Annotated in this window: 20 protein-coding genes, 4 tRNA genes, 1 other RNA gene and 1 pseudogene; 12 read left to right on the top strand and 14 right to left on the bottom strand. The window is 70.6% G+C overall.

From position 1 onward, the window contains the following. Positions 1–131 precede the first annotated feature (131 nt). From purL to purS, 3 genes are read right to left on the bottom strand one after another with little or no spacing between them, the layout of a single operon-like run. Complete coding sequence (purL, locus tag ACFVT5_RS28535; RefSeq protein WP_389893859.1) at positions 132–2,381, bottom strand: phosphoribosylformylglycinamidine synthase subunit PurL; 2,250 nt, start codon at positions 2,379–2,381, stop codon at positions 132–134. After that, entirely contained in the window at positions 2,378–3,070 is a 693-nt protein-coding gene (gene purQ, locus ACFVT5_RS28530) for a phosphoribosylformylglycinamidine synthase subunit PurQ (protein WP_389893857.1), read from the bottom strand. Before purQ ends, purL begins: the two co-directional genes overlap by 4 nt. Continuing rightward, complete coding sequence (gene purS, locus ACFVT5_RS28525) at positions 3,067–3,318, bottom strand: phosphoribosylformylglycinamidine synthase subunit PurS (protein ID WP_389893855.1); 252 nt, start codon at positions 3,316–3,318, stop codon at positions 3,067–3,069. The genes purQ and purS overlap by 4 nt, the downstream gene beginning before the upstream one ends. 327 nt (positions 3,319–3,645) lie before the next feature. On the opposite strand from purS, the gene ACFVT5_RS28520 reads away from it, so the two are divergent. The 8 genes from ACFVT5_RS28520 (at position 3,646) to ACFVT5_RS28485 (ending at position 8,343) form a co-directional block, all read left to right on the top strand. Beyond that, positions 3,646–3,969, top strand: coding sequence for an Lsr2 family protein (locus ACFVT5_RS28520; protein ID WP_389893853.1), 324 nt, complete (start codon positions 3,646–3,648; stop codon positions 3,967–3,969). 108 nt (positions 3,970–4,077) lie between these two features. Beyond that, a tRNA-Gly gene (locus tag ACFVT5_RS28515) sits at positions 4,078–4,149 on the top strand. Positions 4,150–4,228: 79 nt separating this feature from the next. After that, a tRNA-Gly gene (locus ACFVT5_RS28510) sits at positions 4,229–4,301 on the top strand. 130 nt (positions 4,302–4,431) lie between these two features. Then, positions 4,432–5,445, top strand: a complete 1,014-nt coding sequence (locus ACFVT5_RS28505; protein WP_389893851.1) for an ABC transporter ATP-binding protein — start codon at positions 4,432–4,434, stop codon at positions 5,443–5,445. A gap of 71 nt (positions 5,446–5,516) precedes the next feature. Next, positions 5,517–6,260 (top strand): ABC transporter permease, encoded by a 744-nt coding sequence (locus ACFVT5_RS28500; RefSeq protein WP_389893913.1) that lies wholly within the window; start codon positions 5,517–5,519, stop codon positions 6,258–6,260. A gap of 27 nt (positions 6,261–6,287) precedes the next feature. Continuing rightward, complete coding sequence (locus ACFVT5_RS28495) at positions 6,288–7,634, top strand: sensor histidine kinase (protein ID WP_389893849.1); 1,347 nt, start codon at positions 6,288–6,290, stop codon at positions 7,632–7,634. Then, positions 7,631–8,248, top strand: coding sequence for a response regulator (locus ACFVT5_RS28490; RefSeq protein ID WP_389893847.1), 618 nt, complete (start codon positions 7,631–7,633; stop codon positions 8,246–8,248). Before ACFVT5_RS28495 ends, ACFVT5_RS28490 begins: the two co-directional genes overlap by 4 nt. Before the next feature lie 22 nt (positions 8,249–8,270). After that, positions 8,271–8,343 (top strand) — tRNA-Gly (locus ACFVT5_RS28485). Positions 8,344–8,402: 59 nt separating this feature from the next. Here the strand turns inward: ACFVT5_RS28485 and ACFVT5_RS28480 are convergent. The 6 genes from ACFVT5_RS28480 to ffs all read right to left on the bottom strand — a co-directional run bounded on the left by ACFVT5_RS28480 (position 8,403) and on the right by ffs (position 17,901). Next, entirely contained in the window at positions 8,403–9,302 is a 900-nt protein-coding gene (locus ACFVT5_RS28480; RefSeq protein WP_389893845.1) for a phosphoribosylaminoimidazolesuccinocarboxamide synthase, read from the bottom strand. A 97-nt stretch (positions 9,303–9,399) separates the two neighbouring features. Continuing rightward, entirely contained in the window at positions 9,400–10,905 is a 1,506-nt protein-coding gene (locus ACFVT5_RS28475) for a N,N-dimethylformamidase beta subunit family domain-containing protein (RefSeq protein WP_389893843.1), read from the bottom strand. A gap of 632 nt (positions 10,906–11,537) precedes the next feature. After that, entirely contained in the window at positions 11,538–13,337 is a 1,800-nt protein-coding gene (locus ACFVT5_RS28470) for a hypothetical protein (RefSeq protein ID WP_389893911.1), read from the bottom strand. A gap of 308 nt (positions 13,338–13,645) precedes the next feature. Then, entirely contained in the window at positions 13,646–14,950 is a 1,305-nt protein-coding gene (gene purD, locus ACFVT5_RS28465; RefSeq protein WP_389893841.1) for a phosphoribosylamine--glycine ligase, read from the bottom strand. 522 nt (positions 14,951–15,472) lie between these two features. Continuing rightward, entirely contained in the window at positions 15,473–17,731 is a 2,259-nt protein-coding gene (locus ACFVT5_RS28460; protein WP_389893839.1) for a DNA polymerase III subunit gamma and tau, read from the bottom strand. Positions 17,732–17,802: 71 nt separating this feature from the next. After that, positions 17,803–17,901, bottom strand: an RNA gene (gene ffs / locus ACFVT5_RS28455) — signal recognition particle sRNA small type. A gap of 71 nt (positions 17,902–17,972) precedes the next feature. On the opposite strand from ffs, the gene ACFVT5_RS28450 reads away from it, so the two are divergent. After that, a tRNA-Ser gene (locus ACFVT5_RS28450) sits at positions 17,973–18,060 on the top strand. A gap of 62 nt (positions 18,061–18,122) precedes the next feature. Here ACFVT5_RS28450 and ACFVT5_RS28445 read toward each other — a convergent pair. Beyond that, positions 18,123–18,248: a hypothetical protein gene (locus ACFVT5_RS28445; RefSeq protein ID WP_383759832.1), complete on the bottom strand. Its 126-nt coding sequence runs from the start codon at positions 18,246–18,248 to the stop codon at positions 18,123–18,125. 364 nt (positions 18,249–18,612) lie between these two features. Beyond that, a pseudogene (locus ACFVT5_RS28440) lies at positions 18,613–19,458 on the bottom strand (cell division protein FtsK); the annotation flags it as partial. A gap of 255 nt (positions 19,459–19,713) precedes the next feature. Between ACFVT5_RS28440 and ACFVT5_RS28435 the strand changes: the two are divergent. Continuing rightward, positions 19,714–19,929 (top strand): hypothetical protein, encoded by a 216-nt coding sequence (locus ACFVT5_RS28435; RefSeq protein ID WP_389893837.1) that lies wholly within the window; start codon positions 19,714–19,716, stop codon positions 19,927–19,929. A gap of 1,366 nt (positions 19,930–21,295) precedes the next feature. Here the strand turns inward: ACFVT5_RS28435 and ACFVT5_RS28430 are convergent. From ACFVT5_RS28430 to ACFVT5_RS28420, 3 genes are all read right to left on the bottom strand, one after another. After that, a complete protein-coding gene (locus ACFVT5_RS28430) occupies positions 21,296–21,697 on the bottom strand; it encodes a PIN domain-containing protein (RefSeq protein WP_389893835.1) in 402 nt (133 codons plus the stop codon). Next, complete coding sequence (locus tag ACFVT5_RS28425) at positions 21,694–21,942, bottom strand: hypothetical protein (protein ID WP_389893833.1); 249 nt, start codon at positions 21,940–21,942, stop codon at positions 21,694–21,696. The genes ACFVT5_RS28430 and ACFVT5_RS28425 overlap by 4 nt, the downstream gene beginning before the upstream one ends. Before the next feature lie 124 nt (positions 21,943–22,066). Continuing rightward, positions 22,067–22,378, bottom strand: a complete 312-nt coding sequence (locus tag ACFVT5_RS28420) for a calcium-binding protein (RefSeq protein WP_389893831.1) — start codon at positions 22,376–22,378, stop codon at positions 22,067–22,069. 263 nt (positions 22,379–22,641) lie between these two features. Between ACFVT5_RS28420 and ACFVT5_RS28415 the strand changes: the two genes are divergently transcribed. Both ACFVT5_RS28415 and ACFVT5_RS28410 read left to right on the top strand, forming a co-directional pair. Beyond that, the gene (locus ACFVT5_RS28415; protein WP_389893829.1) at positions 22,642–25,449 is read left to right on the top strand and encodes a DEAD/DEAH box helicase; all 2,808 of its coding nucleotides are present in this window, start codon (positions 22,642–22,644) and stop codon (positions 25,447–25,449) included. Continuing rightward, positions 25,446–26,681: an SWIM zinc finger family protein gene (locus ACFVT5_RS28410; protein ID WP_389893827.1), complete on the top strand. Its 1,236-nt coding sequence runs from the start codon at positions 25,446–25,448 to the stop codon at positions 26,679–26,681. The genes ACFVT5_RS28415 and ACFVT5_RS28410 overlap by 4 nt, the downstream gene beginning before the upstream one ends. The last annotated feature ends 290 nt before the right edge of the window (positions 26,682–26,971 follow it).

The raw sequence follows: 26,971 nt of genomic DNA, 5'->3' as shown, positions 1-26,971 counted from the left end.
ACTTCATCGGCCCGTGAGCCTTACGGACCTTCCGGATCTCGAAGTCCATCGCATCCCCTGAGCTGGGGTGTTGCGACGACTACTAGAACCCAAGGAGGCGGGACAGGGGCTCCGTCGTCAGGTGGTTCCGGTCAGGCCAGCAGCCCCGGAATCGTCGCCCCGTGCGCCTCCCGCAGCTCCGCCAGCGACAGCGCGAACTCGCCCTGTACCTCGATCGCGTCACCGTCCACGACACCGATCCGGGTCACGGGCAGCCCGCGCGCCCCGCACATGTCGTTGAACCGGAGCTCCTCCGAGCGCGGCACCGCCACGACCGCGCGGCCGGCCGACTCCGAGAACAGGAAGGTGAAGGCGTCCAGACCGTCCGGTAGGACCAGCCGGGCACCCTTCCCGCCGCGCAGACACGACTCCGTGACCGCCTGGATCAGACCGCCGTCGGACAGGTCGTGCGCCGCGTCGACCATGCCGTCGCGGGACGCGGAGATCAGGATCTCGGCGAGCAGCCGCTCCCGCTCCAGGTCGACCACCGGCGGCAGCCCGCCCAGGTGCTCGTGCACCACCTGTGACCAGGCCGAACCGCCGAACTCCTCACGTGTGTCGCCGAGCAGGTAGAGCAGTTGGCCCTCCTCGCGGAAGGCGACCGGCGTACGGCGCGTGACGTCATCGATGACGCCGAGGACCGCGACCACGGGCGTCGGGTGGATCGCCGTCTCACCGGTCTGGTTGTACAGCGACACATTGCCGCCCGTGACCGGCGTGCCGAGTACCTGGCAGGCGTCCGCGAGTCCGCGCGTGGCCTCCGCGAACTGCCACATGACCGCCGGGTCCTCGGGCGAGCCGAAGTTCAGGCAGTCCGACACGGCCAACGGCTTCGCACCGCTCGTCGCCACATTCCGGTACGCCTCCGCCAGCGCGAGCTGCGCACCCGCGTAAGGGTCGAGCTTCGCGTACCGGCCGTTGCCGTCCGTGGCGACCGCGACGCCGAGGTTGGTGTCCTCGTCGATGCGGATCATGCCGGAGTCCTCGGGCTGGGCGAGGATCGTGTTGCCCTGCACGAAACGGTCGTACTGGTCCGTGATCCACGCCTTCGACGCCTGGTTCGGCGACGCCACCAGCTTCAGGACCTGCGACCTCAGCTCGTCCGCCGTCTTCGGGCGGGGCAGCTTGTTCGCGTCGTCGGCCTGGAGGGTGTCCTGCCAGTCGGGGCGCGCGAACGGCCGCTCGTACACCGGACCCTCGTGGGCCACGGTCCGCGGCGGTACGTCGACGATCTGCTCGCCGTGCCAGTAGATCTCCAGGCGCTCGCCGTCCGTCACCTCACCGATGACGGTCGCGATGACGTCCCACTTCTCGCAGATCTCCAGGAACCGGTCGACCTTGCCGGGCTCGACAATCGCGCACATGCGCTCCTGCGACTCGCTCATGAGGATCTCCTCGGGCGAGAGCGTCGCGTCACGCAGCGGCACGGTGTCCAGCTCGACCCGCATCCCGCCGGAGCCGGCGCTCGCCAGCTCACTGGTCGCGCAGGACAGACCGGCGCCGCCGAGGTCCTGGATGCCGTCGACCAGCTTCTCGCCGAAGATCTCCAGGGTGCACTCGATGAGCAGCTTCTCCTGGAACGGGTCGCCGACCTGCACGGCCGGGCGCCGCGAGGGCCCGGTGGCGTCGAAGGTCTCGGACGCGAGCACGGACACACCGCCGATGCCGTCACCGCCGGTCCGCGCCCCGTACAGGATGACCTTGTTGCCCGCGCCCGACGCCTTCGCGAGGTGGATGTCCTCGTGCTTCATCACGCCCACGCACAGGGCGTTGACCAGCGGGTTTCCCTGGTAGCAGTCATCGAAGACGACCTCGCCGCCGATGTTCGGCAGGCCCAGGCAGTTGCCGTAGCCGCCGATGCCCGCGACGACTCCGGGCAGCACCCGCTTGGTGTCGGGGTGCTCGGCCGCGCCGAACCGCAGCGGGTCCATCACGGCGACCGGCCGCGCGCCCATCGCGAGGATGTCGCGGACGATGCCGCCGACGCCGGTGGCGGCGCCCTGGTAGGGCTCGATGTAGGAGGGGTGGTTGTGCGACTCCACCTTGAAGGTGACGGCGTAGCCCTGGCCGACGTCGACCACGCCCGCGTTCTCGCCGATCCCGACGAGCATCGCATCGTTGTCGGGGGCCTTCTCACCGAACTGCCGCAGATGCACCTTGCTGCTCTTGTACGAGCAGTGCTCCGACCACATCACCGAGTACATGGCGAGTTCGGCGCCGGTCGGGCGGCGGCCGAGGATCTCGCGGATACGCGCGTACTCGTCCTCCTTGAGGCCCAGGTCCCGCCAGGGGAGGGCGACCTCCGGGGTACCGGTGGCGTGCTTGACCGTGTCCAGCGTCATACCGCCGCTCCCTTCGCCACGAGGTTCTTGAGGATCGAGGTGAAGAATCCGAGGCCGTCGGTGCGGCCCGTGCCGATCAGCGGCTCGACCGCGTGCTCGGGGTGCGGCATGAGGCCGACGACATTGCCCGCGGTGTTGGTGATGCCGGCGATGTCACGCAGCGAACCGTTCGGATTCACGTCCAGATAGCGGAAGGCGACACGGCCCTCCGCCTCCAACTCGTCCAGGACCCGCTCGTCGGCGACATAGCGGCCGTCGATGTTCTTGAGCGGGATCGAGATCTCCTGCCCGGCCGTGTAGTCGGCGGTCCAGGCGGTGGCGGCCGTCTCGACGCGGAGCTTCTGGTCCCGGCAGATGAAGTGGAGATGGTTGTTGCGCAGCATCGCGCCGGGCAGGAGATGCGTCTCGGTGAGCACCTGGAAACCGTTGCAGATCCCCAGTACCGGCATTCCGGCCTTCGCCTGCTCGATGATCGTTTCCATGACCGGCGAGAACCGGGAGATGGCACCGGCCCGCAGATAGTCGCCGTACGAGAATCCGCCGGGCAGAACCACGGCGTCGACCTGCTTCAGATCCTTGTCCCGATGCCAGAGCGGGACCGCTTCCGCACCGGCGACCCGGACGGCGCGCTGGGTGTCGCGGTCGTCGAGCGTGCCGGGGAAGGTGACGACTCCGATACGAGCTGTCACTTCGACTCCTCGACCTTTACGACGAAGTCCTCGATCACGGTGTTGGCGAGGAACGTCTCCGCCATCTCGTGAATACGGGTGAGGGTCGCGTCATCGACCGGCCCGTCGACCTCAAGTTCGAAGCGCTTTCCCTGACGTACGTCGGCGATCCCCTCGAAGCCCAGGCGCGGCAGTGCCCGCTGCACCGCCTGGCCCTGGGGGTCGAGGATCTCCGGCTTGAGCATGACGTCGACTACGACGCGTGCCACTGGCACTCCCGGTGTGTGGTGCTGAGCTGGTTCGTTCAGACTACCGGGCCGAAATTTCTACTCGCGTAGATTCGTAGGTTCCCACGTGACCGCCATCACCCCCGCCCGCACTCGTCCAGAGTCCGCAGGTCGTCTTCACGGAAAATCCTGGGAAAAATCGCGGATCCGCAATGCACCGGACACGCGGACGGATTTAACGGGGCTTCACAATTCATTGCCAGGCACTGTACAAAGGAAATGGCAATAGCCGATACTTTGGCTCACCAGCCGGACAGTCGACATCACCGCACGTCAAGGGCGAGATGTCGCACGAAGGGACCGATATTCGTGGCGCAGCGTGTCGTGGTCACTCTCTCTGACGACATCGACGGCGGAACAGCGGCGGAAACGATCGCCTTCGGCCTTGACGGCAAGTCGTACGAGATCGACCTCAATCCAGCCAATGCCAAGAAACTGCGTAAGGCCCTCGCGCCCTACGTGAACGCGGGCCGCAAGGCGAAGGCCGGCAAGACCGCCCGGATCTTCAAGCACACCGCCGTGAGCCCCGACCCGTCCGCCGTCCGCGCCTGGGCCCGCTCGCACAAGATGGACGTACCGCCGCGCGGCCGGATTCCCAAGCGGGTGTACGAGGCATTCGACGCCGCGAACTGAGCCCATCCGCCTGACGGAGCAGCCGACTTGCGTTGCACCCCGGCTGATCAGCTAGAGTCTGGAGCACGCCGAGGGGCGGGGCCGGAAAAGCCCACCTCACGGAGGCGTGCGGGTGTAGTTCAGTAGTAGAACATCCCCCTTCCAGGGGGAAGGCGCAGTGTGCGATCCCTGTCACCCGCTCCGCGCCTCTTACCGACCATGAAAGTGGATCAGGTAAGGTGGTGCTCGCGCCGATCGGTGAAAGCCGGTCGGAGGCAATGCGGACGTAGCTCAGCTGGTAGAGCGCAACCTTGCCAAGGTTGAGGTCGCGAGTTCGAACCTCGTCGTCCGCTCGTGACAAAGGCCCCGGTCATCACGACCGGGGCTTTTTCGTATCTCCTGTCCGCCGCGTCTGACATTTGTCATGCGGGCCGGTGACACGCCGCACTGCTCTCACGCCCCGCGCCCGGGGAAGCTCGACACATGACTACCGACATCGACGAGCGCGTGATCGACGTCACCGAGCTGCGGCGGGTGTACGGGGGCGGATTCGAAGCGGTACGCGGCGTCTCCTTCTCCGTGGGCCGAGGTGAGCTGTTCGCCCTGCTCGGGACCAACGGCGCCGGAAAGACGTCCACCCTCGAAATCCTGGAAGGACTCGCCGCACCCGCCGGCGGCCAGGTCCGAGTACTCGGCCACAACCCCTTCACCGAGCGCGCCGCCGTACGCCACCGCATCGGCGTCATGCTCCAGGAAGGCGGCTTCCCCTCCGAACTCACCGTCGGCGAGACCGCCCGTATGTGGGCCGGCTGCACCAGCGGCGCCAGGCCCCCGAAGGAGGCCCTCGCACTCGTCGGCCTCGAACGGCGCACCGGCGTCCGCGTCAAGCAGCTGTCCGGCGGTGAGCGGCGCCGCCTCGACCTGGCGCTCGCCCTCCTCGGCCGCCCCGAGGTGCTGTTCCTCGACGAGCCCACCACCGGACTCGACGCCGAAGGGCGCCACGCCACCTGGGAGTTGGTCCGCGAACTGCGTGACCAGGGCACCACCGTGCTGCTCACCACGCACTACCTCGAAGAGGCCCAAGACCTCGCCGACCGGCTCGCGATCCTCCACGAGGGCACCATCGCCGCCGAGGGCACCGTCTCCGACGTCGTCGCCGCGCAGCCCTCGCACATCTCCTTCCAGCTCCCCGACGGCTACTTCGTCGGCGATCTCCCGCCCCTGGGCGAACTCGGCGTCAGCGGCCACGAAATGGAAGGCCGCACCGTACGGCTGCTGACCGGTGAACTCCAGCGGGCCGCGACCCGGCTCCTCCTCTGGGCCGAACGGGAACGGATCGAGCTGCGCGGACTCGACGTACGCTCCGCGTCCCTGGAGGAGGCGTTCCTGCGGATCGCGCGGGAAGCCGAGGACCGAAGCGCCCCCGGTCAGGGCGGCCAGGACGGTCAGGCACAGAACGGTCAGGCACAGGACCCCATGAAGGAGCCGGCGCTGTGAGCACCACCACCCCCACGCACACCCACACCCCCCTCACCGAGGGTGGCCCGGCGACCACCGCCACCGGGCGGATGCTCGCGCTCGCGCGCGCCGAACTCCTCCTCCTCGGGCGCAGCAAGGGCACCCTCTTCGCCGCGCTCTTCGTCCCGCTGGTCCTGCCGTTCAGCGCCCGCTCCGCCACCAAGGACATGGACCTCGCCGGCTCCGGGCTCTCCGTCGGCGACGTCCTGCTGCCCGGCGCGATCGGCTTCTCGCTGCTCTTCGCCGTCTACTCCGCCCTCACCGCCGTCTTCGTCGCCCGCCGCGAGGAACTCGTCCTCAAGCGGCTGCGCACCGGCGAACTCCGCGACACCGAGATCCTCGCCGGAGCCGCCCTGCCCTCGCTCTGCATCGGCCTCGGCCAGTCCGTACTCCTCGCCGTCGGCTGCGCCATCGTCCTTGACGTGGGCGCCCCGCAGGCCCCCCAGTACGCCGTACTCGGACTGCTCGCCGGACTCGTCCTGTGCGCCGCGCTCGCCGCCGTCACCGCGAGCTTCAGCCGCACCAGCGAAAGCGCCCAGGTCACCGCCCTGCCGCTGATCTTCGTCTCCATGCTCGGCTCCGGCATGCTCATCCCCCTCGAAGTGCTCCCCGACCGGCTCGCCACCTTCTGCGAGCTGCTGCCGCTCACCCCCGTGACAACCCTGCTGCGCGGCGGCTGGACCGGGGACCTCTCCAATGGCGACCTGCTCCGCGCCGCGCTGATCGCGCTGGCCTGGATCGTCCTCGCCGTGTTTGCTGTACGTCGGTGGTTCCGCTGGGAGCCGCGGCACTGAGGAAGAACTGAGCAAGAGAGGAGCGGCATGCGGAAACCGGGCCTGTGGTGGCGGCGTAAGACCACCCCGCAGAAGGTCGAGACCTACACCCGCTGGTCGTTCCACTTCTTCGCGACGATCGAGATCTTCACGCTCGGTATCGCGCCCTTCGGGAGCGTGCCGCAGCCCCGCGCGGGCTGGCTGTTCCTGATGGTGTGCGCGCACGCCGTGCTCTCCGGGATCACCGCGTCCCGGGCCCTCGACTGGACCCGGGGCACCCGTGGCATCCCCCGACGCGCGGTCGCCGTGCTCGGCGCGGTCACCGCCGTCATGGCCGTCAGCGCCTTCGCCCTCGCGTATGACGGCAGCGAGGACCCGGGCCGGTTCGCGACCGTCCTGACCCTCTATATCGGCGTCCTCTCCTTCGGCGCCGGCACCATCGCCCTCGTGATCCGTACCAAACGGCGCATGTTCGCGCTGGTCTGCGGCGCGGCCGTGGGCGCCGGGGCCGTCGTGCTCGGCTTCACGGGCAACGTCGTCCTCGCGCTCGCCACCGTCTTCGGGGCGTTCCTCAGCTGCGGCGCCCTCACCGCCACGGCCGGCTTCTCCGTCTGGCTGCTCAACGCCGTCTACGAACTCGACGACGCCCGCGAGACCCGCGCCCGGCTCGCCGTCGCCGAGGAACGGCTCCGCTTCGGACGGGACCTGCACGACATCATCGGCCGCAACCTCGCCGTCATCGCCCTCAAGAGCGAACTCGCCGTGCAACTCACCCGCCGCGAACGGCCCGAGGCCGAGGAGCAGATGATCGAAGTGCAACGCATCGCGCGGGAGTCCCAGCGGGAGGTACGGGAGGTCGTACGCGGCTACCGCGAGGCGGACCTCGCCTCCGAACTCGCCGGGGCCCAAAGCGTTCTGACCGCCGCCGGGATCGTCTGCGAGTTCACCGGTACGGCGACCGGTCTGCCGCCGGCCGTCCAGTCGACCCTTGCCTGGGTGGTGCGCGAGACGACGACGAATGTGCTGCGGCACGGGGACGCCAGTCGCTGTGCCGTGGCGTTGGAGGAGGTGGGGGGTGTGGTGCGGCTGACCGTGGAGAGCGATGGAGTCCCCCTCGCGGGGGCCCGCTCCAGCGGAGGGACCGGGTTGGCGGGGCTTCGGGAACGGTTGGGGGGAGTGGGGGGAACCTTGACCGCGGGGGCGGAGGGGCGAGTGTTTCGGGTGGTGGCTGAGGTACCGGTTGCCTCCGGCGGTGGGGGAATTGCCGACCGGGAAGTGGGCGGGCACCCGGAACTTGGGCGTCGTGCCCACCCGTTCCGCCCTGCGGAACACCTGCCCACAACGCAGGCGGCGGAGCCGCAAGCCGCGCATAGGGAAACCGGGGAGTCCCGATGATTATGGTGCCGGTCAGGGTGCTGCTCGCCGATGACGAGCACCTCATTCGAGGTGCCCTTGCCGCTCTTCTCGCGCTGGAGGACGACCTGGTCGTCGTCGCGCAGGCCGGGTCCGGGACCGAGGCCCTCGCCATGGCACGTGCCCACACCCCGGACGTCGCGGTCCTCGATCTTCAGATGCCCGGCGCCGACGGTGTGAGCGTCGCCACATCGCTCCGTGCCGAACTCCCCACCTGCCGGGTCCTGATCGTCACCAGCCACGGCCGCCCCGGCCACCTCAAACGCGCCCTCGCCGCAGGCGTCCGCGGCTTCGTACCCAAGACGGTCAGCGCCCAGCGCCTCGCCGAGATCATCCGCACCATCCACGCCGGCAGCCGTTACGTGGACCCGGAGTTGGCCGCCGACGCCATCGCGGCCGGCGACTCACCGCTCACCGCCCGCGAGGCCGAGGTGCTTGAGCTGGCCGCCGACGGCGCCCCCGTCGCGGAGATCGCCGAACGCGCCGCCCTCTCCCAGGGCACCGTACGCAACTATCTGTCGTCGGCCGCGTCCAAAATGGGGGCCGAGAACCGTCATGCGGCGGTGCGGCTCGCGCGGGAGCGGGGTTGGGTATAGTGGGCGACGCGCTTCGGCGCATGCGGACGTAGCTCAGCTGGTAGAGCGCAACCTTGCCAAGGTTGAGGTCGCGAGTTCGAACCTCGTCGTCCGCTCTCGACAGAAGCCCCGGTCACCACGACCGGGGCTTCTTCGTGTCGGTGCTCAGAACCGCTCAGGACCAACTGGTGCCCGTCAACCGCTCGTACGCCTCCACGTACTTCGCGCGGGTCGCCTCCACGGTCTCCGGCGGCAGCGGCGGGGGCGGCTGCTCGCCGTGGCGGTCCCAGTGGGCCGCCGGTGACGTCAGCCAGTCCCGTACGAACTGCTTGTCGAACGACGGCTGCGGGTGGCCCGGCTGCCAGGTCTCGGCCGGCCAGAACCGCGACGAGTCCGGGGTCAGCACCTCGTCCGCGAGGGTCAGCACCTCACCGTCGAAGCCGAACTCGAACTTGGTGTCCGCGAGGATGATCCCCCGGTCCCGCGCGATGTCCCGGGCCTGCCCGTACACCGCGAGTGTCGTCTGGCGCAGCTGCGCGGCGGTCTCCGCGCCGACCTGCCGGGCCACTTCCTCGTACGCCACGTTCTCGTCGTGCTCGCCGACCGCCGCCTTCGTCGCCGGCGTGAAGATCGGTGCCGGCAGCTCGGAGCCGTCCGAGAGACCTTCGGGCAGCGCCAGACCGCAGACCGTACGGGACTCCTCGTACTCCTTGAGTCCGGAGCCCGCGAGATAGCCGCGTGCGACGCACTCCACCGGCAGCATCCGCAGCGGCTTGCAGATGAGGGTCCGGTCCGCCCAGTCGGCGGGGGCGCCCGCCGGGAGGTCGGTGCTCAGGACGTGGTTGGGCGCGAGATGCGCGAGGTGCTCGAACCACCAGAGCGACAGTCGTGTGAGGACCCGGCCCTTGTCGGGGATCTCGGTCGGCAGCACCCAGTCATAGGCGGAAATACGGTCACTGGCGACCATCACGAGGTCGCCCGCCTCGTTCTGGTACAGGTCGCGCACCTTGCCGGTGTGCAGATGCACCAGGCCCGGAACCTGAAGGGGCTCGGGCTTTTCAACGAATCCGGACACGGTTCCTCCCCGTGGTTCTGTACGAGTGCCCTTGATTCTCCCGTATGCGGGGAACGGTCTTGGTCAGGGGTCCGCAGGAGTGCGGGTCGGCCGGGGGTCAGTCCCGCTTGCAGATGCGGTCCAACAGGTTCGCCGTCGCCCGCTGTACGCGCGTGTCGACATGGCCGGGGCGGTCAAGCGCGGGCGACCAGGCGAAGGTGCCCGACGCGAACACCAGCGCGCCCGACGGCGCCCGGTACAGCGAGGTCTCCTGGTGGCGCCGGGCGCCTTCCGCGTCGCGGTACGGGGAGTGCGCGAGCAGGATGCGGCGCTGGTGTTCCGGCAGCGCGGTTCGCGGGAAGTACCGGTCGGCCTCGCCCGCGACCATGCCGGCGAGTTCGTCGCCCTCGTGCGCCCCGGTCGCGTCCCACAGCCAGTGGTCCGCGTTGCGCACGATCAGCGGCTGCGGTTCCGGGACCCGGCCCGCGTACTGGATGCCCATGAGCTGCTGTTCCGGCCGGTCGATCTCCCGCCACAGGGCCGAGCGGCCGGGTCCGCGCCGTTTGCGGCAGGTGAGCAGCCGGTCCGGTACGCCGGAGGGCGCGGGCGCCAACTCGACCTGCCAGTACATGGTGTTCGCCGACAGGAACACGAGTGAGGTGCCGTGGTCACGGGCCTGCTCGGCGGCGCGGCGCATGTTCACCGACCAGTACTCGTCGTGTCCCGGGAAGACCAGGCCCCGGTACCGGGTGGGGTCGACGCGGCCGGCGTGCAGGTCGCGGGTGTCCGCGTACGCGAGGTCGTAGCCGTAGCGCTCGGCCCAGCGGATGAAGTCGTACGCGTGGCCCACGTGCAGGGGTAGGCCCGCGCCGGCGTAGGGGCGGTCGAAGGAGACCGTCATCGCCGCGTCCTCCTCGCCGACGAGCCGGCCCTCCTCGTCCCACGCGTGGTAGAGACTCGCGCCGGTCCGGCCGTCCTCCGGGTAGAGGTTGTACGCCTGCCAGGTGATGTCCGGCAAGATCAGCAACAGGTCGGCCGGCTCGTCGTCGCGGACCGTGAACGGGATGTGCGAGCGGTATCCGTCGGGCGTCGTGAGGACCGCGACATACGCGCCGACGCTCCAGAAGCTCGGGATCTGCAACCGCCAGGACAGCCACCAGTGGTGACAGGAGACCGTGCGGTCGGCGGCGAGCGGGGTCGGCTGGACGATGCCGGAGAGGCGGGGGCTGGTGGTGATCTTGGCGGCGCCGTCGCCCGCGTAGTGTCCGATGCGGTAGATGTCGACGCTGAACTGCTGCGGTGGGTTGACGGTCACATGGAAGTCGATCGACTCGCCGGGTGCGGCGCCGCCGGTCGACGCGAAGCCCTTGATCTGCCGGTGCACGTCGTCGGCGCCCCGCAGACCGGTCGCCGGTCTGGTCGCCACGCGGGGCTGCGGGATGCCGGCGGCGCCGGGTGCCGGAGCGTGGTCCACGTACCAGGGGACGACGTGTCCGGTGTCGTCGAAGTAGTGCTCGCTGCCGCGCAGCCAGGGCAGGGGGCCGAGGCCGAACGGATCGTTCACGGCGTGGGCGAGTGCGCCCGACTCCCAGCGCCGGATGTGCTCTGTCCGCTCCGACCTCATCCCGCACCCCTCCCTGGCGCCCCCGCACAGCTTCCGTCCGCCCCGAAATACGTCGTCCTGTGCCGTCCTGTATCACCGTGTGCCGTCCTGCCGCGCTTGCACAGCACATCACATTACGCACGCACTCCGTCACCGTTCGTCGCGAATTGATGTGAACGAAGACGCTCCGCTGGTTGAGGAGGGGGGCGAAGGGGCCCCCACCCCGGGACGGCCCGGACGACCCGGACGGCCCGGAGGCACCCCGGGGGGGGCGGAGCCCTGGAGTGCCGGAGACCCGGGGACTTGGTGGGCCGGGTGGGCAGGGAAGACCCGGAGACCCGCGTGGGCCGGTGAGCCGGTGAGCCGGGGAGGCCCGGCAGACCCGGGTGCGCCGGGTGCGCCGGGAGGCCCGCAGGCCCGAGCCGACAGGCCCGGAGCCTCGGGGCCCGGCTGCGGGAGCCGGGGGCCGGAAAGCCGGGAGGCCCGGGAGGCGGGAAGGCGCAGAGGTGGGGGCCGACCGGGACCAGGAGCCTTGGAGACCCGTGGGGCCGGGAGGCCGGAAGGCCCAAGTGGCGGAGGCCGGTACGCCCAGAAATCCGGGGGCCCTGAGACACCGGTGAGCCGGTCGTCAGGGGGTGGGGTGCCGGTGCCTGTTAGACCAGGCGGACCGGTTTTTCTGGGCGGGCTCCGATTCTGGTGAGCCAGGTGCGTAGGGGGGTCGGGTCGCCGTGTTCCACGAGGCTGAGTACCCGGGACGACAGGTCGGCGGCCCGTTCTCCGTCGACCAGGAGAGACGGGCCGTCGAGCCAGTCGAGGCCCGGGGTCGCGCCGGCGGTGTCCACGGCGGCGCAGCAGACCATCGCCGTGACGTGGTCGGCTAGCAGTTCGCGTCCCGTACGCGGCGGTTGCAGCGGGAACAGCGGCAGCATGCCCTCGTCCCACAGCACCTCGTCCGCTCCCTGCCCGGCCCGCACGGGATCGGCCGCCGTACGGGCCGGCGCCGACGCCTCCTCGCGGGCGATTTCGGCGCTGAGTCCACCGGCCAGCGCGGCACCGTGCCCTTCGGACTCGTCGGGTTCGTCGGGTTCGTCGGGTTCAATGATGGGTTCGGTGGTCTCGACGTTCTCGGGCACGTCAGGCGGCCGGTTCAAGGCGAGTTCGGCGGGGTCCAGGGCCAGGTGTTCCATGACCCGGGCCAGCGTGGGTCCCGGGGTGCCCCGGGATTCCGAGTCGCCGGCGTCCCGTACGCCCAAGGTGTCGAGCACCCGGTGCAACCGGGCCGCGTCGGCGCGCCACTTACGGTCGACGACCTCCTCCGGATACGACTGCCAGTCGATCGGCGCCCAGTCGGGCCCCGCCTCGGCCGGTCCGCCGTGGAACAGCCGCGCCGCGAGCAGCGAGGTCGCCTCGTCCACCGCGCCCGGCTCCTCCAGGAGGTCGCAGGCCGGGCGCTCGCCGAGCCGGGACGCGAACCCTTCCGCGAGCCGGTCGCGCCGTGACAGTTCGGTCAGCGCGGCGACCACACCCGCGTCGAGCCGGGACGGCCAGCGGCCCATGCGCCACGCGGGCAGCGCGACCCTGGTCAACAGCCGGTCCCAGCCCGCGTACGCCAGACCGACCTGTTCCTGGGCGACGATCCGTACCCCGTAGTCCACGGCCTGGGCGCGCTCCGCCGCCGCGGCGGCCACACCCCGCTCCATCTCGGCCGCGTGCTCCCGGCAGCTCCGCAGCAGCAGCCGGGCGACCCAGCCGACCCAGCCGAGCACCGCACGGCTCAGGGGTCCGCGACCAGGCGCCGATGTGACGGCGACGGCCGCGTCCAGGCCCCGTACGAAGCGGCGGGCGGCGGCTATGTCGGGGTGCGCCGAAGGTCCCGTACCGGCGACGACCGGGGCGAGGACCGCGCGCAGCTCGGCCACCCGCATCCACCACAGGAAGGGCGAGCCGATGACGAGGACCGGCGCGACGGGGGTCCTGGGCCGGTCGCCGGTGCCCGGTACGCGCATTCCGTTGCCCGGCGAGGCGGTGGCGGGCGTGGCGGTGTCGGTGGGCGTCCGGGCGGCCGGGTGGGTGCGGTCCTCCAGCCAGCTGTCGCAGTCGGGGGTGAGCGCTATCGCGGAGGGCGCGGGCACGTCGAGCCGGTCGGCGAGGTCACGCACCATCCGGTACAGATCGGGCGCCGAACGCTCGCTGATCGGGACGGTGGGGCTGACGGCCGGGCGGGAGCGCGCGACGACGAGCGCGATGGCTCCGGCCGCGAGCAGTACGACGACGGCGACTGCCGTGACGACCCAGCGCGCCGTGCCCCAGCTCGCGCCGCCGATGTGTCCGGTGACCTCGGCTGCGAGGAGCACCACGGCGACCGCGGCGGGCAGCAGAGCCACGGCCAGCGCCCTGCTGCGGACGCGCAGCACGGCGAGGGCCCGGGATCGCGCTCCGCCCTCCACACCCATACCGGACACGACTGGATCTCACCCCCTCCTCTCACGCCCGCCCCGCGCGTGCTGTCCAAGCCACCGCCGACGGACTCCCATGGCGTTGCTCATTCCCCCACTGTGGCACCCCGCACTGACATCGCAATGCCGTTGGGCCAAGTGCCGGAACGCTGTGCGCCGCACCTTAGTTGGGGTGCGGGGCGACGTCAGCCGTCTGGGCTATCGGTCACCCGATGGAATGGCTTTGGGCAAAGGTGCTGACGTGGGGCTGTGGACAGTTCTGCTAATAGGACCGGTTCAGGGAGGCGAGGGCGCGCGAGTTCGGGCTAAGAGGATTCGGTGACCGACTCGTTGGCTGACTCGTTGGCTGACTCGGTGGCTGACTCGGTGGCCGCCTTCGCCGCGATGTCCGTACGGTGCTGGGATCCGTCGAGGCGGATCCGGGCGATCGCCGCGTAGGCGCGCTCGCGGGCCTGGGTGAGACCGGTACCGGTCGCCGTCACGGACAGCACCCGGCCGCCCGCGCTGACGACCGCGTCACCGTCCCGCTTCGTCCCGGCGTGCAGCACGTACGCCGCCGGCGCGTCCTTGGCCACGACGTCCGCGAGACCGTCGATGGGGTCGCCGGTGCGGGGCGTACCGGGGTAGTTGTGCGAGGCGACCACCACCGTGACGGCCGCGTCGTCGCTCCAGCGCAGCAGCGGGAAGAGTTCGAGGGTGCCCTGCGCGGCGGCGAGCAGCAGACCGGCGAGCGGGGTCTTCAGCCGGGCGAGGACGACCTGGGTCTCGGGGTCGCCGAAACGGGCGTTGAACTCGATGACCCGTACCCCGCGCGAGGTGATCGCCAGACCCGCGTAGAGCAGACCGGAGAACGGCGTACCGCGGCGGCGCAGCTCGTCGACCGTCGGCTGGAGGACGGTCTCCATGACCTCGTCGACCAGCTTGGGATCGGCCCACGGCAGCGGGGAGTACGCGCCCATGCCGCCGGTGTTGGGGCCCTCGTCGCCGTCGAGTGCGCGCTTGAAGTCCTGCGCGGGCTGGAGCGGGACGACGGTGGTGCCGTCGGTGATCGCGAAGAGGGAGACCTCGGGGCCGTCGAGGAACTCCTCGATGACGACCCGGTCGCAGGCGTTGGCGTGTGCCCGCGCGGCCTCGATGTCGGCGGTGACGACGACGCCTTTGCCTGCGGCGAGACCGTCGTCCTTGACGACGTAGGGGGTGCCGAAGGCGTCCAGCGCGTGGTCGACCTCCTCCGGCGTCGTACACACATAGCTGCGGGCCGTAGGCACGCCGGCCGCGGCCATCACGTCCTTCGCGAACGCCTTTGAGCCCTCCAGTTCGGCGGCCTCCTTGGAGGGGCCGAAGCAGGGGATGCCCACGTCCCGTACGGCGTCGGCGACACCGGCGACGAGGGGGGCTTCCGGGCCGACGACGACCAGCTCGGCGTCGAGCCGCGCGGCGAGGGCGGCCACGGCGGCACCGTCGAGCGCGTCGACCGCGTGCAACTCGGCCACCTCGGCGATGCCCGCGTTTCCGGGGGCGCAGTGCAGCGCGGTGACGTCGGGATCGAGGGACAGTGAGCGGCACAGGGCGTGTTCGCGGGCGCCGCCGCCGATGACGAGGACCTTCACGGCGCCAGCCTAGCTGGCGGGGGGTGGGGGGTCGGTGGGGGTGGTTGGCGGGGGGGTGAGGTGGGGGTGGTCGGCGGGGGGCCGATATGGGGTGGCGGTGGGAGGGGGTCCGGGGCAGCGGTCAGGGGGCGGCTTTCGATGGCCCGCTTGCCGGGGGGATCTGCCGGGGGCGTTCGCCGGGCGCGCTACGCGGTGGGCGGTGGCGCCGGGGGTGGTGGTGTCGGGCTCGGTAGTGCCGGGGCGATGGTGCCGGGGCGGTGGTGCCGGGGCGGTGGTGCCGGGGGGCTGCTGTCGATTTCCCGCTTGCCGGGGGCATCCGCCGAGGAGCGTTCGTCACGGTCACCCGCCGACTCGCCGGAAACCGCCCACCGAGGCCGTCCAGCGAACCTCCGCCAGGCCCGTCCGCCAACGGACGCTCGCCGATGCCGTACTCCAGGGGCCATCCACTACGGGACACCCGTCAGGACCGTCCGCCGACCCCCTGACTGGGCCCCCACCCCGGCCTGAGGCCGTCCGGTGGGGCTATTCGTTGGTGAACTCCTCCACAATCGTCGCGCCGAGTTCGCGGACGATCAGGTCGTGGCCCGAGAGGGCGGATTCGTCGAGGTCGGGATCGTCGTCCTCGGGGATGTCGTCCTCGGGAGCCACCGCGCGCGGGGGTTCGGGGGTGCGGTCGGTCGGGGGCGGGGTCCGCGGCGTGGCGGTGGCCGGTCTGTCCGTGGGGGCGGACCCGTGCTGCTGGTGGGGGGCGGGGGGCTGGGAGGCGCCCGGAGACTGCTGGTACGAGGTGGGGCGGGGGGCGGTCTGGGCGCTACCGAAACCCGAGCCGGTGCCGCCTGTGCCTGCCGCGCCCCCTGAACCCGCTGAGCCCGCGCCAGGGCCGCCGTATCCCGGACCGGTCGGGGCGCCGCCGAAGTTGGCGGCGGCGGGCGGTGGTGCGGAACCGCCCGACGGGTCGACGATCGCCTCGACCTTCCAGTCCAGCCCGAACTGCTCCCGCAGCGCCTGCCGCAGGACTTCCTCGCTGCCGCTGCCCCCGAAGTTGTCCCGCGCCCCCGCGTTCACGAATCCGAGCTGGAGCGTGGTGCCGTCGAAGCCCGCCACCTGGGCGTTCTGGCTCAGCAGGATCCAGGTGAACCGGCGCCGGTTCTTCACGGCCTCCAGGATGTTCGGCCAGAGCGTGCGGGGGTCGAGGCCGCCCTGGGCCGGGGGCGACGGTGGGGCGGGGGGCTGCTGTGCGGGGGCGGGGGCGGTGGTTGAAGGGCTCGATGGGCTCGATGGGGTCGACGCGGCTGCCGGGGCCGCCTGCGGTGCCGTGCTCGCGGGGCGTCCGGCGCCGGCCGTGACGGCGGTGGGCCAGCCGCCGGGGCGGCGCTCGGGGGTGGCGGGTGCCGTGGGTTCGGGCGCCGTGGGCTGGACGGGCGCGGGCGGTGTGCCGGCGCCTCCCGCACCCGTACCCATACTCGTACTCGCACCCATACCCGTACCCGATCCCGGGTCGGCCTGCGCCACGGGCGGCACCGGCATCGAGGGCGGCGGGGGCATCGCGGGCGCCACCGGTGCGTGCGCGCCGGGCCCAGGCACGTACCCCATCGCGGGCGCGCCTCCCCCGGGCGTGAAGTGCCCGCCGCGCTCCAACCGGTCGAGGCGGGCCAGCAGCGACCGCTCGTCTTCATACGCGGCGGGCAGCAGCACGCGCGCGCAGATCAGCTCAAGCTGGAGCCGGGGCGAGGTGGCGCCGCGCATCTCGGTCAACCCCTCGTTGACGAGGTCGGCGGCGCGGCTCAGCTCGGCGCCGCCGAAGGCTCCGGCCTGGGCGCTCATCCGCTCGATGACATCGGCGGGGGCGTCGATGAGCCCCTTGTCGGCGGCGTCGGGCACGGCGGAGAGGATCACGAGGTCCCGGAGCCGCTCCAGGAGGTCGGCGACGAACCGGCGCGGGTCGTTGCCGCCCTCGATGACGCGGTCCACGACCTCAAAGGCGGCGGCGCCGTCACCGGTGGCAAAGGCGTCGACCACGGAGTCGAGCAGCGACCCGTCCGTGTACCCGAGGAGGGAGGTCGCCATCGCATACGTCACGCCCTCCTCGCGGGCCGCCGCGAGGAGCTGGTCCATGACGGACATCGAGTCCCGTACGGACCCGGCTCCGGACCGCACGACCAGCGGAAGGACGCCGTCCGCGACGGGGATGTCCTCCTTGCCGCAGACCTCGGCGAGATAGTCGCGCAGAGTGCCGGGCGGTACGAGCCGGAAGGGGTAGTGGTGGGTCCGGGAGCGGATGGTCCCGATGACCTTCTCGGGCTCGGTGGTGGCGAAGATGAACTTGAGGTGCTCGGGCGGCTCCTCGACCACCTTCAGCAGAGCGTTGAACCCGGCCGACGTGACCATGTGGGCCTCATCGATGATGTAGATCTTGTACCGGCTGCTCGCGGGCCCGAAGAACGCCTTCTCACGCAGGTCACGCGCGTCATCGACACCACCGTGCGACGCGGCGTCGATCTCGATGACGTCGATGGACCCGGGACCGTTCCGCGCGAGATCACGGCAGGACTGGCACTCACCGCAGGGCGTGGGCGTCGGGCCCTGCTCGCAGTTCAGACACCGGGCGAGGATCCGCGCGCTGGTCGTCTTCCCGCACCCACGCGGCCCGCTGAACAGGTACGCGTGATTGACCCGGTTGTTCCGCAGGGCCTGCTGCAACGGGTCAGTGACATGCTCCTGACCGATGACCTCTGCGAACGACTCCGGGCGATAACGGCGGTACAGCGCGAGAGACGACACGCTTACGAGGTTATAGGCGCCCACTGACATCGGGGACCGCCCCGACCCCCCGGCACCCGGCGCGCACCGGAAACACAAGCGCCCCCCACGCACCCGCCAGAGCCGACCTACCCTTGCTGCCTTCCGGCCCTGGGGGAGTTCAGTCAGATAGCGCCACGTGAGGGGCTGCGCAAAGAGTACCCGATCCCACGGGCACGAACGAGTTCGCGACCACTCCCCGCCGTCATGTAATGTTCCCGGCGGAGGATTCGCCTAGTGGCCTAGGGCGCACGCTTGGAAAGCGTGTTGGGGGCAACCCCTCACGAGTTCGAATCTCGTATCCTCCGCCATTGCTCTCACCGGGCAATACGTCGAAGGGCCCCACCTCGCGGTGGGGCCCTTCGACGTTGTCTCAGCCCTCGTTGTTCTGATCTTTGTCCACAGGGGCGCTCGGTGAGGGCCCCCAGATGGCGTCCGCGAGTTTCTGCGCCACGTCCTTCAGCATGGCGTCGGGCACGTGCAGGTACCGCGCGCGCATCCGTGAGGACGTGCCTGCCTCCCAGCCCATTGTCAGCGGTCATGTAATTCCCCACGATCTTCGTGATCAGCTTCACGTAATTCCCCAGCTGGGCTGAGGCCGTGACGGGCCGCCCGACGGCTGAGTGTGCGGCTGGTCCGGTCAGTCAAGGGCGCCTTCGGCGGCGCTCCGCGCTGGCCTTGCGGCCACCCTGGACAGCCCTGACCAGCCTGAACGACGGTCTGGCTATCGGGCGGCCCGGGAACCTCTGGGCCCCTGGGGATGCCGACGCACGGTCACCGTCCCCATGTCCACGACGGTCGCGACGCCGCCGTCCCGGTGGCCCATTACGTGACGTTCAGGGTGGGGAATTACGACCGTCGACACCGTATTCCTCCCGCGCGGTGCGGGCCCGTGCGGCGATCTGCTCGGCCGCGACAGCGTCGACGAACGCGGACGCGACGATGCGGGGGTCATCTCCCCCACCAGCCATCCAGCACATGCCCCGGTCGGAGCGGGAGAACATCGTGGCCCGGTATCCGGCCTTGTACATCGACGTGCCGAGGACCATGTCGTTCGCGGGCTGGGCCATGACCTTCAGGCAGAACCGCAGGACCGCGTTGGCGCTGATGCCGGTGGGCAGCGACTTCGCGTCGGGGCGCTGGGTGCCGAACAGGGTCACGATGCCCAGGGCGGGGCCGCGCTTGACGAGGTCGGTGCAGATCGCCTCGATCTCCTTGCCGCGCTCCTCGTGCTCGAAGGGCACCTGGCACTCGTCGAACCCGACCACGATCGGGTGGAGCTTCAAGCTCTTGTCACTGGCCAGGTCCGGGGTGACCTTCGACTCCGGGCACCGGGAGCCCGGCAGGGACTTGATGACCTTCGCCCGGCGGCGCAGCTCTTCCTTCAGCTCCCGCAGTGCGTCCAGGACGTATTCGATGTCGTCGTCCTCCTCACCGGCCCGGTAGCGGTGGCAGACCGGTTCAAGGGCGCCGAAGTCACCGGTGCCCTTGAAGTCGAACGCGTGCAGCTCGGAGCGCGGATCGAGGGCGGCAATGAGCAGGAACAGCCGCATCAGGAACGTCTTGCCCATGCGGGGGATGGAGCCGACGACGACGACGGCGAACATGAGCGTGACGCTCACGTCCCGCATCCGCTGGTCTTTGCCGAACACGACCGGCTTGAACAGGTCCACCGTGCCGGTCTTGAGGAGCGGCCAGGCCGGTTTGGTCAGCACGCCACGCCACCCTGGACCGTGCCGACCCCGCGAGCGGACTGCGGCGCCGGGCTCGGGGTGGGCGTACGCGTCCTGGCCGGCTCCGACGGCACCCCCGCGCCCGGCGGTCACGCGGCAGCCGACACGCACACGGAACGGGTCGCCGAACTAGCCATGCCACCTGAATGGCGCAACACGATGTGCCATCCACATGGGCAAAGCTCAAGCTGGCTAGTGCCCCACCGAGGCAATCCGCGAGAGGGGAACCAAATGCACATCCGACGAATCCTCGCCGCCGTCATCGCCACGGCAGCCCTGGCCGGACTCGGCCTCACAGGCGCCGCCACCGCCACCGCCGCCACCGCAAAGGGTGCTCCATCCTACGTCACCCCTTCTCAGTGCAGGGAGGGCGGCGGAGAGCCCCGGATCGACTTGCCGGGCAACCCCTGCGTGGGCGGTACGCACAACGGGGAGTCAGTCGACTAAACCCCACAAGGCGCCCCTTAAACCCCACACGGCGCCCCGCGGCCACGCGCCGCGGGGCGCTCCCGCGCGAGCGTAGCCGGGAGAGTCGCAGGGACTGTGCCGACCCGTCGGACACGCCCTAGCGGGGCTCGGGGCAAGATTCCCAAGCTCAGGTGCCAGACCTGGGCTGAGCCGCCAGCGCCGCGTCCACCCGCTCCACTGCGGCGAAGATCGAGGAGCGGCCGACGCATTGTGGAAACCGCTTCGGCGCGGCCGGCCGGAACTGAGTCGTCAGGTACGCGCGGGAGTTGTGTTGTGTCCGACCGCCGCACGTGCCTCGGCCCACCGGATCGCATACGGCATGGCCACTCCCGCGAGCACGAAGACGCCACCCAGCGCCAGCCAGCCGGGAACACCCCAGGTGAGGCAGAAAAGGCCCAGAAGTGACGGGGCCAGGGAGCTTGCCCACGCCGACGCCGGTGGCGTTCAGTCCGGAGTACTGGCCCCGCGCATGGGCAGGCGCCAGTCCGAAGCTGAGCTCGAACGAGGCTACCGCGTGCCACAGCTCACCGATCGTGTGCACGACGACACCGGCGATGATCATCACGATGGAGAGCCACCCCGGCACCCCTGCGGCGACGGAGATCGCCGCCATGCCGAACAGGAACGCCAGTACGCAGTCCTGTGACCCGAAGACTCCGGCCGCAAGGTGCTGACCTGCGTGTCCGCCCACAAGAACGTTCTCCGAACAGCCCGAAGGGCGACGAGCGGGATGGCCCGAGGGTTGCAGTTTGGGTTGCATTCAGTTCCGTTCGCGGACGTCCGTGAACCACCCGGCCGATTGTCCAGCAGCGGGTCAGGACGCCGACGGACCCCATCGGACAGCCACACGAACATTTGGAAAGCGTGTTGGGGGCAACCCCTCACGAGTTCGAATCTCGTATCCTCCGCACCTGCCTGAACTGGCGAAACGAAGAGCCGGACCGCTCATTGCGGTCCGGCTCTTCGGCGTGCCTTGGTTGCAGTTCCGGTTGCATTGATGGGCGACATTTAGGACATTGCCTCAAGCAGGGAAGGCGCACACTCACGCCCTATGGGGCGACCGGCACAGACCGCGGGAAGCCACGCCATCCGACGGGATACGTCACGACGGTTACCGGCCGCCAAGAGCCACACGATGAGTTGGCCGTCCTCAACGACGTAGACGAAGAGGCAGTCGCCGCCCTGAGCCGCCAGCCGGCGTTGCGCCCCGACAGCTTTGACGCCGAATGCGGTCATGCCCCCGCATCCGTCGGCGCCTTTTTCACCCATCGCGGGCTGACCTGCGGCGACTCTGGTTTCTGCGGATCCACGCGGATCGGTCCATGGTCCCGGGACGATGTCGCGGTCATAGCCCGATCATCCGGACCTTGCTGCCGCACAGCCGGGTCAGGTCATCGACATCCGACGTGAGGATGGCGACCGGGCCAGGCTGACGCAAAGCCGCTTCCGCGACGGTGGCGTCGATCGCGTACTTGTGTCCGTGCAGACCGGCGCCCTTGAGCAGTTGTGCCGCCGCCTTGGCCACTGCCTCCGTGACCGGCTCCACCTTGACCCGGGAGAGCGCCCACTGCAGTCGGGCCAGGTTCACCCTTGCGTGGCTCACCTCCACGATGGTGTTGGCGCTGACGACAAGGTCCGCTCCCATGTCGTGGAACACCTGGAACATCGCCAGAACCTTCCGGTCCTGCGCCACCCAGGCCGACAGCCCTTCGCTGTCCAGGACGACGGTCTCGATGTGCCCGCTCACGCGGCGCTCGCGCCGCCGGCGGCCTGCGTCGTACCGAAGATCCGCGCCTGTGCCTCAGCCAGCTCTTCCTCGCTGAAGGCCCCGTGCTCGTCTGTGTGGCTGCGCAGGTCGGCCCCCAGAAGCTGGTGCCGGATCTGTCTGGCGACCGCTTCGGCCACGTAGCCGGAGATGTTGTCCGTGATCTTCTTCAGCTCCGCCACCTGCTCGGTGGGGAGTGTCACCGTGATGCGTGTGGTGTCAGCCATGGCGGCAAGCATACTTCAGTATGCGCGCTATCTCCTCCCTGTTCCCGCGGCCGGTCCAGTCAGTGGCAGTCGGGGCGACCTCCGTTCCATAGGGCTCAGCTGGGCAGTTGTACGACGCACCAGCTCAACGGGCCCAGTAGCGGTATGCCTCGATCCATTGCCAGCCCTCGGGGGCGGGTTCCGGCAGCGGCAGGTCCAGAATTCCGATGTCCTGTCGGACCGACCCCCGGGCGCAGCGTGCGACCACGCGCCCGTCCTCGGTCAGATCGACACCGACCACGCTCACCTCGACGCCGAGAACAGTCGTGGTGAACGGCACGGCAAGGCTCTCCTCGATCATCGTGAAGAAGCCGGTGAGCTGCTCATCCTCGCCGTAGGCGTCGACGGTGGCCTCTTCGATCAATGCCTCCAGCGCGGCTGGTTCCCAGGTGCTCACGGCCTCACCGTAGCGCCGCACCATACGGTTGAGGACCGGTGTGTTCAGCAGCGGCATATCCGTCGTGGCGCCGTCGCCAGCAGTCAAGCCGAGGCTCGCGGTTGCCAGCGTGCGACGTTGCCTGGTGGGGTTCGGTAGTGAGGGCCCAGGGGAGGGCCCGGCAAGCGACAGGGCGGAAGAGAGTGGCACGAGTCGTCGTACGAGAGCCGAGTACGGGCGCGAGGAGCGCACCCCCGCTGGCCCGGCAGGAAACATCCGCCTTCGTGAGGGAGCTGCTCGGCGCCGGCTGGGCGGCGGTGTTCCTGCCCGGTGAGCCCGCCCGCCTTGGGCGTCTGCTGCTGTGGAAACCGACCGGGGCAGCAGCCGGAGACAATATGGCGCCCACCGGCCTTGAGATCGAGGCGGTGGAGCTGGTCCTGCCACACGGCCGCTCGGTCAGGCGGCGCAGGGTCGAGGGTTACGCGCTGCCTGTCGCCGTCGCTGTCTCCGCCCTGGCCGATGCGGAGCCGACGCATCCCTCCGGCGCCGCCTGGCAGGCCGCCACTCGCTTCGCGCTGCGGCTGCTCGCCGACGGCCGCCTCCACCCGGCCCTCACCCCCGCCGGTTACGACACCTGGCAGGCGGGCCCTTTCACCGCCGCCCAGCGCCAGACGCTGGACGCCCTGGCCGCCGCCTTCCCGCCACACGCCCACTGCCTGCCCGAGCCAGGCCCTGCTCCGGTACGGATCGCCGAACCGGCTGCGCTGGTACGCCAGTTCTGCGACGCGGTCGCCGACGATCTGGTCCGTACCCCGGCCGCGCCACTCGCCATGGGAGCGCTGCCGTACGCCTGGCGCGAGGCCCGCGCCGTGCCCACCTTGCGTGAATGGGCCGAGGAAACCCAGGCGGCGCTCACCGCCGAGGTCAGTGTCTCCCTGCGCGTCGACGTACCCGAAGGACGCCGACGGCAGTTCCGGGCCGTCCTGCAACTGCACACCGCGGCGGACCCGGCACTCGTCATCGAGGCCGCACGGCTGTGGAGCGAGCCGGCCGAAGTGGAGCGGCTGCTCGGCCCGCGCGCCGAGACCGAGACCCTGCTCGCCCTACGCCGCGGCGCCCGCGCCTGGCCCCCGCTGCGGAGGCTGCTCGACGATGCCGCTCCCGATCAGCTCCGGTTGACCGACGACGAAGCCTTCGATCTCCTTGGGGTCGCCACCGACGCGCTGCGCGCGGCCGGTGTCGACGTGCACTGGCCGCGCGACCTGGTCAAGGCGCTCACCGCGACCGCGGAGATCGGGCAGCGCACCGCCCCCGGTTCCACCGCGGACGGCCTGCTGGACACCGAGGCCCTCCTCGACTTCCGCTGGCAAGTCTCCCTTGGCGGCGAGCCGCTCACCGAGGCGGAGATGGATGCCCTCGCGGAGTCACGCCGTCCCCTCGTCCGGCTTCGCGACCAGTGGGTGCTCGCCGACCCGAAGCTGGTGGCCCGCGCCAAGCGCCGCCGGATGGAACCGCTCACCCCCATGGAGGCGTTGAGCGCCGCGCTGACCGGCGAGGCCGAGTGGGACGGCGACCGAGTCCCCTGTGCGGCGGTCGGTGCGCTCGGCGACCTGGTCGCCCGCATCCGCGACCCCGAGTCCCGCACCCCCGTGCCCCAGCCCGCCGCTCTCAAGGCCACGTTGCGCGAGTACCAGAAACGCGGCCTGGCCTGGCTGGCCGAGATGTGCGCACTCGGCCTCGGCGGCTGTCTCGCCGACGACATGGGCCTGGGCAAGACCATCACCTTGCTCGCTCTGCACCTGCACCGCCAGAGCGACCCCACCACCGCGGGCCCCACCCTTGTCGTCTGCCCGGCCTCCCTGCTCGGCAACTGGCAGCGCGAGGCTGCCAGATTCGCACCGCTCACCCCCGTACGCCGCTACCACGGCGGCGACCGCCACCTGGGGGACCTGGCCGGCGACGAGATCGTCCTGGTCACCTACGGCGTGCTGCGCCGCGACCGCGAAGTGCTCGCCCAGACAGCCTGGTCGCTGGTGGCCGCCGACGAGGCCCAGCACGTCAAGAACCCCTACGCTGTCACCGCCCGCGAACTGCGCGCCCTACCTGCCCGCGCCCGCGTCGCCCTCACCGGCACCCCCGTGGAGAACAACCTCTCCGAGCTGTGGGCACTGCTCGACTGGACCACCCCCGGGCTGCTCGGCACACTCACCGCCTTCCGTGACCGGCATGCCCGCGCCATCGAGTCGGGCGAGGATCCCGAGGCAGCCGAGGGCCTGTCCCGTCTCGTACGTCCCTTCCTGCTGCGCCGCAAGAAGTCCGACCCCGGCATCGCGCCCGAACTGCCGCCCAAGACCGAGACCGTCCACATCGTCCCGCTGACGGCCGAGCAGACCAGCCTGTACGAGGCACAGGTCCGCGAGACCATGGCGAAGATCGCGGAGTCGGAGGGCATCGCCCGACGCGGTCTGGTACTCAAGCTGCTCACCGCGCTGAAGCAGATCTGCAACCACCCCGCCCAGTATGTGAAAGAGCACAGCCTGCGCCAGTCCACTCCCCTGCGGGGCCGCTCCGGCAAGCTCGACCTGCTCGACGAACTTCTCGACACCATCACCGCCGAAGGCGAATCCGTGCTGGTCTTCACGCAGTACAAACAGATGGCAGCTCTGCTGGAGAAGCATCTCGCCGAGCGCGGCATCCCCGCGCTCTTCCTGCACGGTGCCACCCCTGTCGCGCGGCGCGAGGAGATGGTGGACCGCTTCCAGCGCGGTGAAGTGCCGGTGTTCCTGCTGTCGTTGAAGGCGGCGGGCACCGGACTCAATCTCACCCGCGCCACTCACGTCGTGCACTACGACCGCTGGTGGAACCCCGCCGTCGAGGACCAGGCCACCGACCGCGCCTACCGCATCGGCCAGGACAAACCCGTGCAGGTACACAAGCTCCTCGCGGAGGGAACCGTGGAGGACAAGGTGGCGAGGCTGCTCGAAGCCAAGCGCGCCCTCGCCGACGCCGTCGTCGGCTCCGGCGAGGCAGCCCTGACCGAACTGTCCGACGCCGACCTCGCCGAACTCGTCGCCCTGGGAAGGCAGTCATGAGCCCCGCTGTCCCCGGCCCCCGCCGGGCGCCCGCCCGCGGCAAGCGAGCCTTCGCCGCGACCTGGTGGGGCCAGGCACGGGTGGCCGCCCTGGAGGACTCCACCCTGGACGCCGGACGGCTCGCGCGCGGACGCACCTACGCCCGCAAAGGCATGGTCGGTCCGGTCACCGTGGCTCCGGGCAAGGTCAATGCCGCTGTCCAGGGCAGCCGCCCGCGCCCGTACCGCTCCTCAGTCCACCTGCCCGTCCTCACCGACCCTCAGTGGGACACCCTGCTCGACACAATCGCGGCCCGCGCCGGACATCTCGCAGCACTTCTCGACGACGAGATGCCCGCCGAACTCGTGGACGACGCCCGGCACGCAGGCGTCCCACTGCTCCCCCTGCCCACCGAGCTCGATCCGGAATGCTCCTGCCCCGACTGGGGGTACCCCTGCAAGCACGCCGCCGCGCTCTGCTACGCCATCGCCGCCACCATCGACACCGACCCGTTCGTGCTCTTCGCACTGCGCGGCCGCGGTCGCGAGGAGGTCTTCGCCCAGCTGCGCGCACTCCGTACGGCAGCACAGGAGCCCGCCGCCCCACCGGCACCGGCCGGCATCCCGGCCGCCGCCGCGTACGCCCACTGGGCCGAAGAGCCCCCCGAACTGCCCGAACTCCCGCAACCCGCCGCCCACACCACAGCACTGCCCGTCGCCCCGCCACCCGGCACCGGCCTGGCCGCCGCGGACCTGGAACGCCTCATGGCCGACGCCACCGCGCGCGCCGTTCGGCTCCTCGCGGGCGACACCGGCGACCTGCATCTGACCCAGCACCAGGACGCTGTCCGCATCTCCGCAAGCAACCCCGGACCCGAGTGGTTCCACCACCTGATCCAGAACACCGGTGCCAAACCCACTGCCTTCGCACGCCTCACCCGCGCCTGGCGCCACGGCGGCCCCACGGGCATCACCGTCGCCGAACAGCCCTACGCCCCCGACCCGGCGGTGATGAAGGCCGCCCGCACCGCCCTGGACGCGGCCCTCTCCGAAATGACCGACTCCCCCACACATCTCAGAGCCTGGCGCAACCGCCTCACCCTCACCCACCACGGCATCCAGTTGCGTCTGGGCCCCGACGCCCGCTGGTACCCCTACCTCCAGGACGACGACGGCGAATGGTGGCCCGCGGCACCGGCCGACAGTGACCCGGTCACCGCGCTCACCGCGGCCTGGTCGCAGAAGGGCGAGTAACGAGGCGATTCCCCGCTGACCAGGAACCACGAGCAGAAGCTGGACACACTCACGCTGCTCCACTTCCGTTGTTGCAGTTCTGGTTGCATTCACCTGCGTACAGCACCGTTCAGAACCCCCGCCCGGACCAGCTGCACCGCAGGTCAGGACGTTGCCGTACGCCCCAGAACCCCCAGACGAACATTTGGAAAGCGTGTTGGGGGCAACCCCTCACGAGTTCGAATCTCGTATCCTCCGCCATTGCTCTCACCGGGCAATACGGGCCGACCTTCAGTCCCCGGCGTTCGGGT

Origin of the sequence: Streptomyces sp. NPDC058001, assembly GCF_042886315.1 — a bacterium.
Classification (GTDB): domain Bacteria; phylum Actinomycetota; class Actinomycetes; order Streptomycetales; family Streptomycetaceae; genus Streptomyces.
The sequence above is the reverse complement of the archived record's forward strand: the minus strand, read 5'-3'. Positions and strand labels throughout refer to the sequence as shown.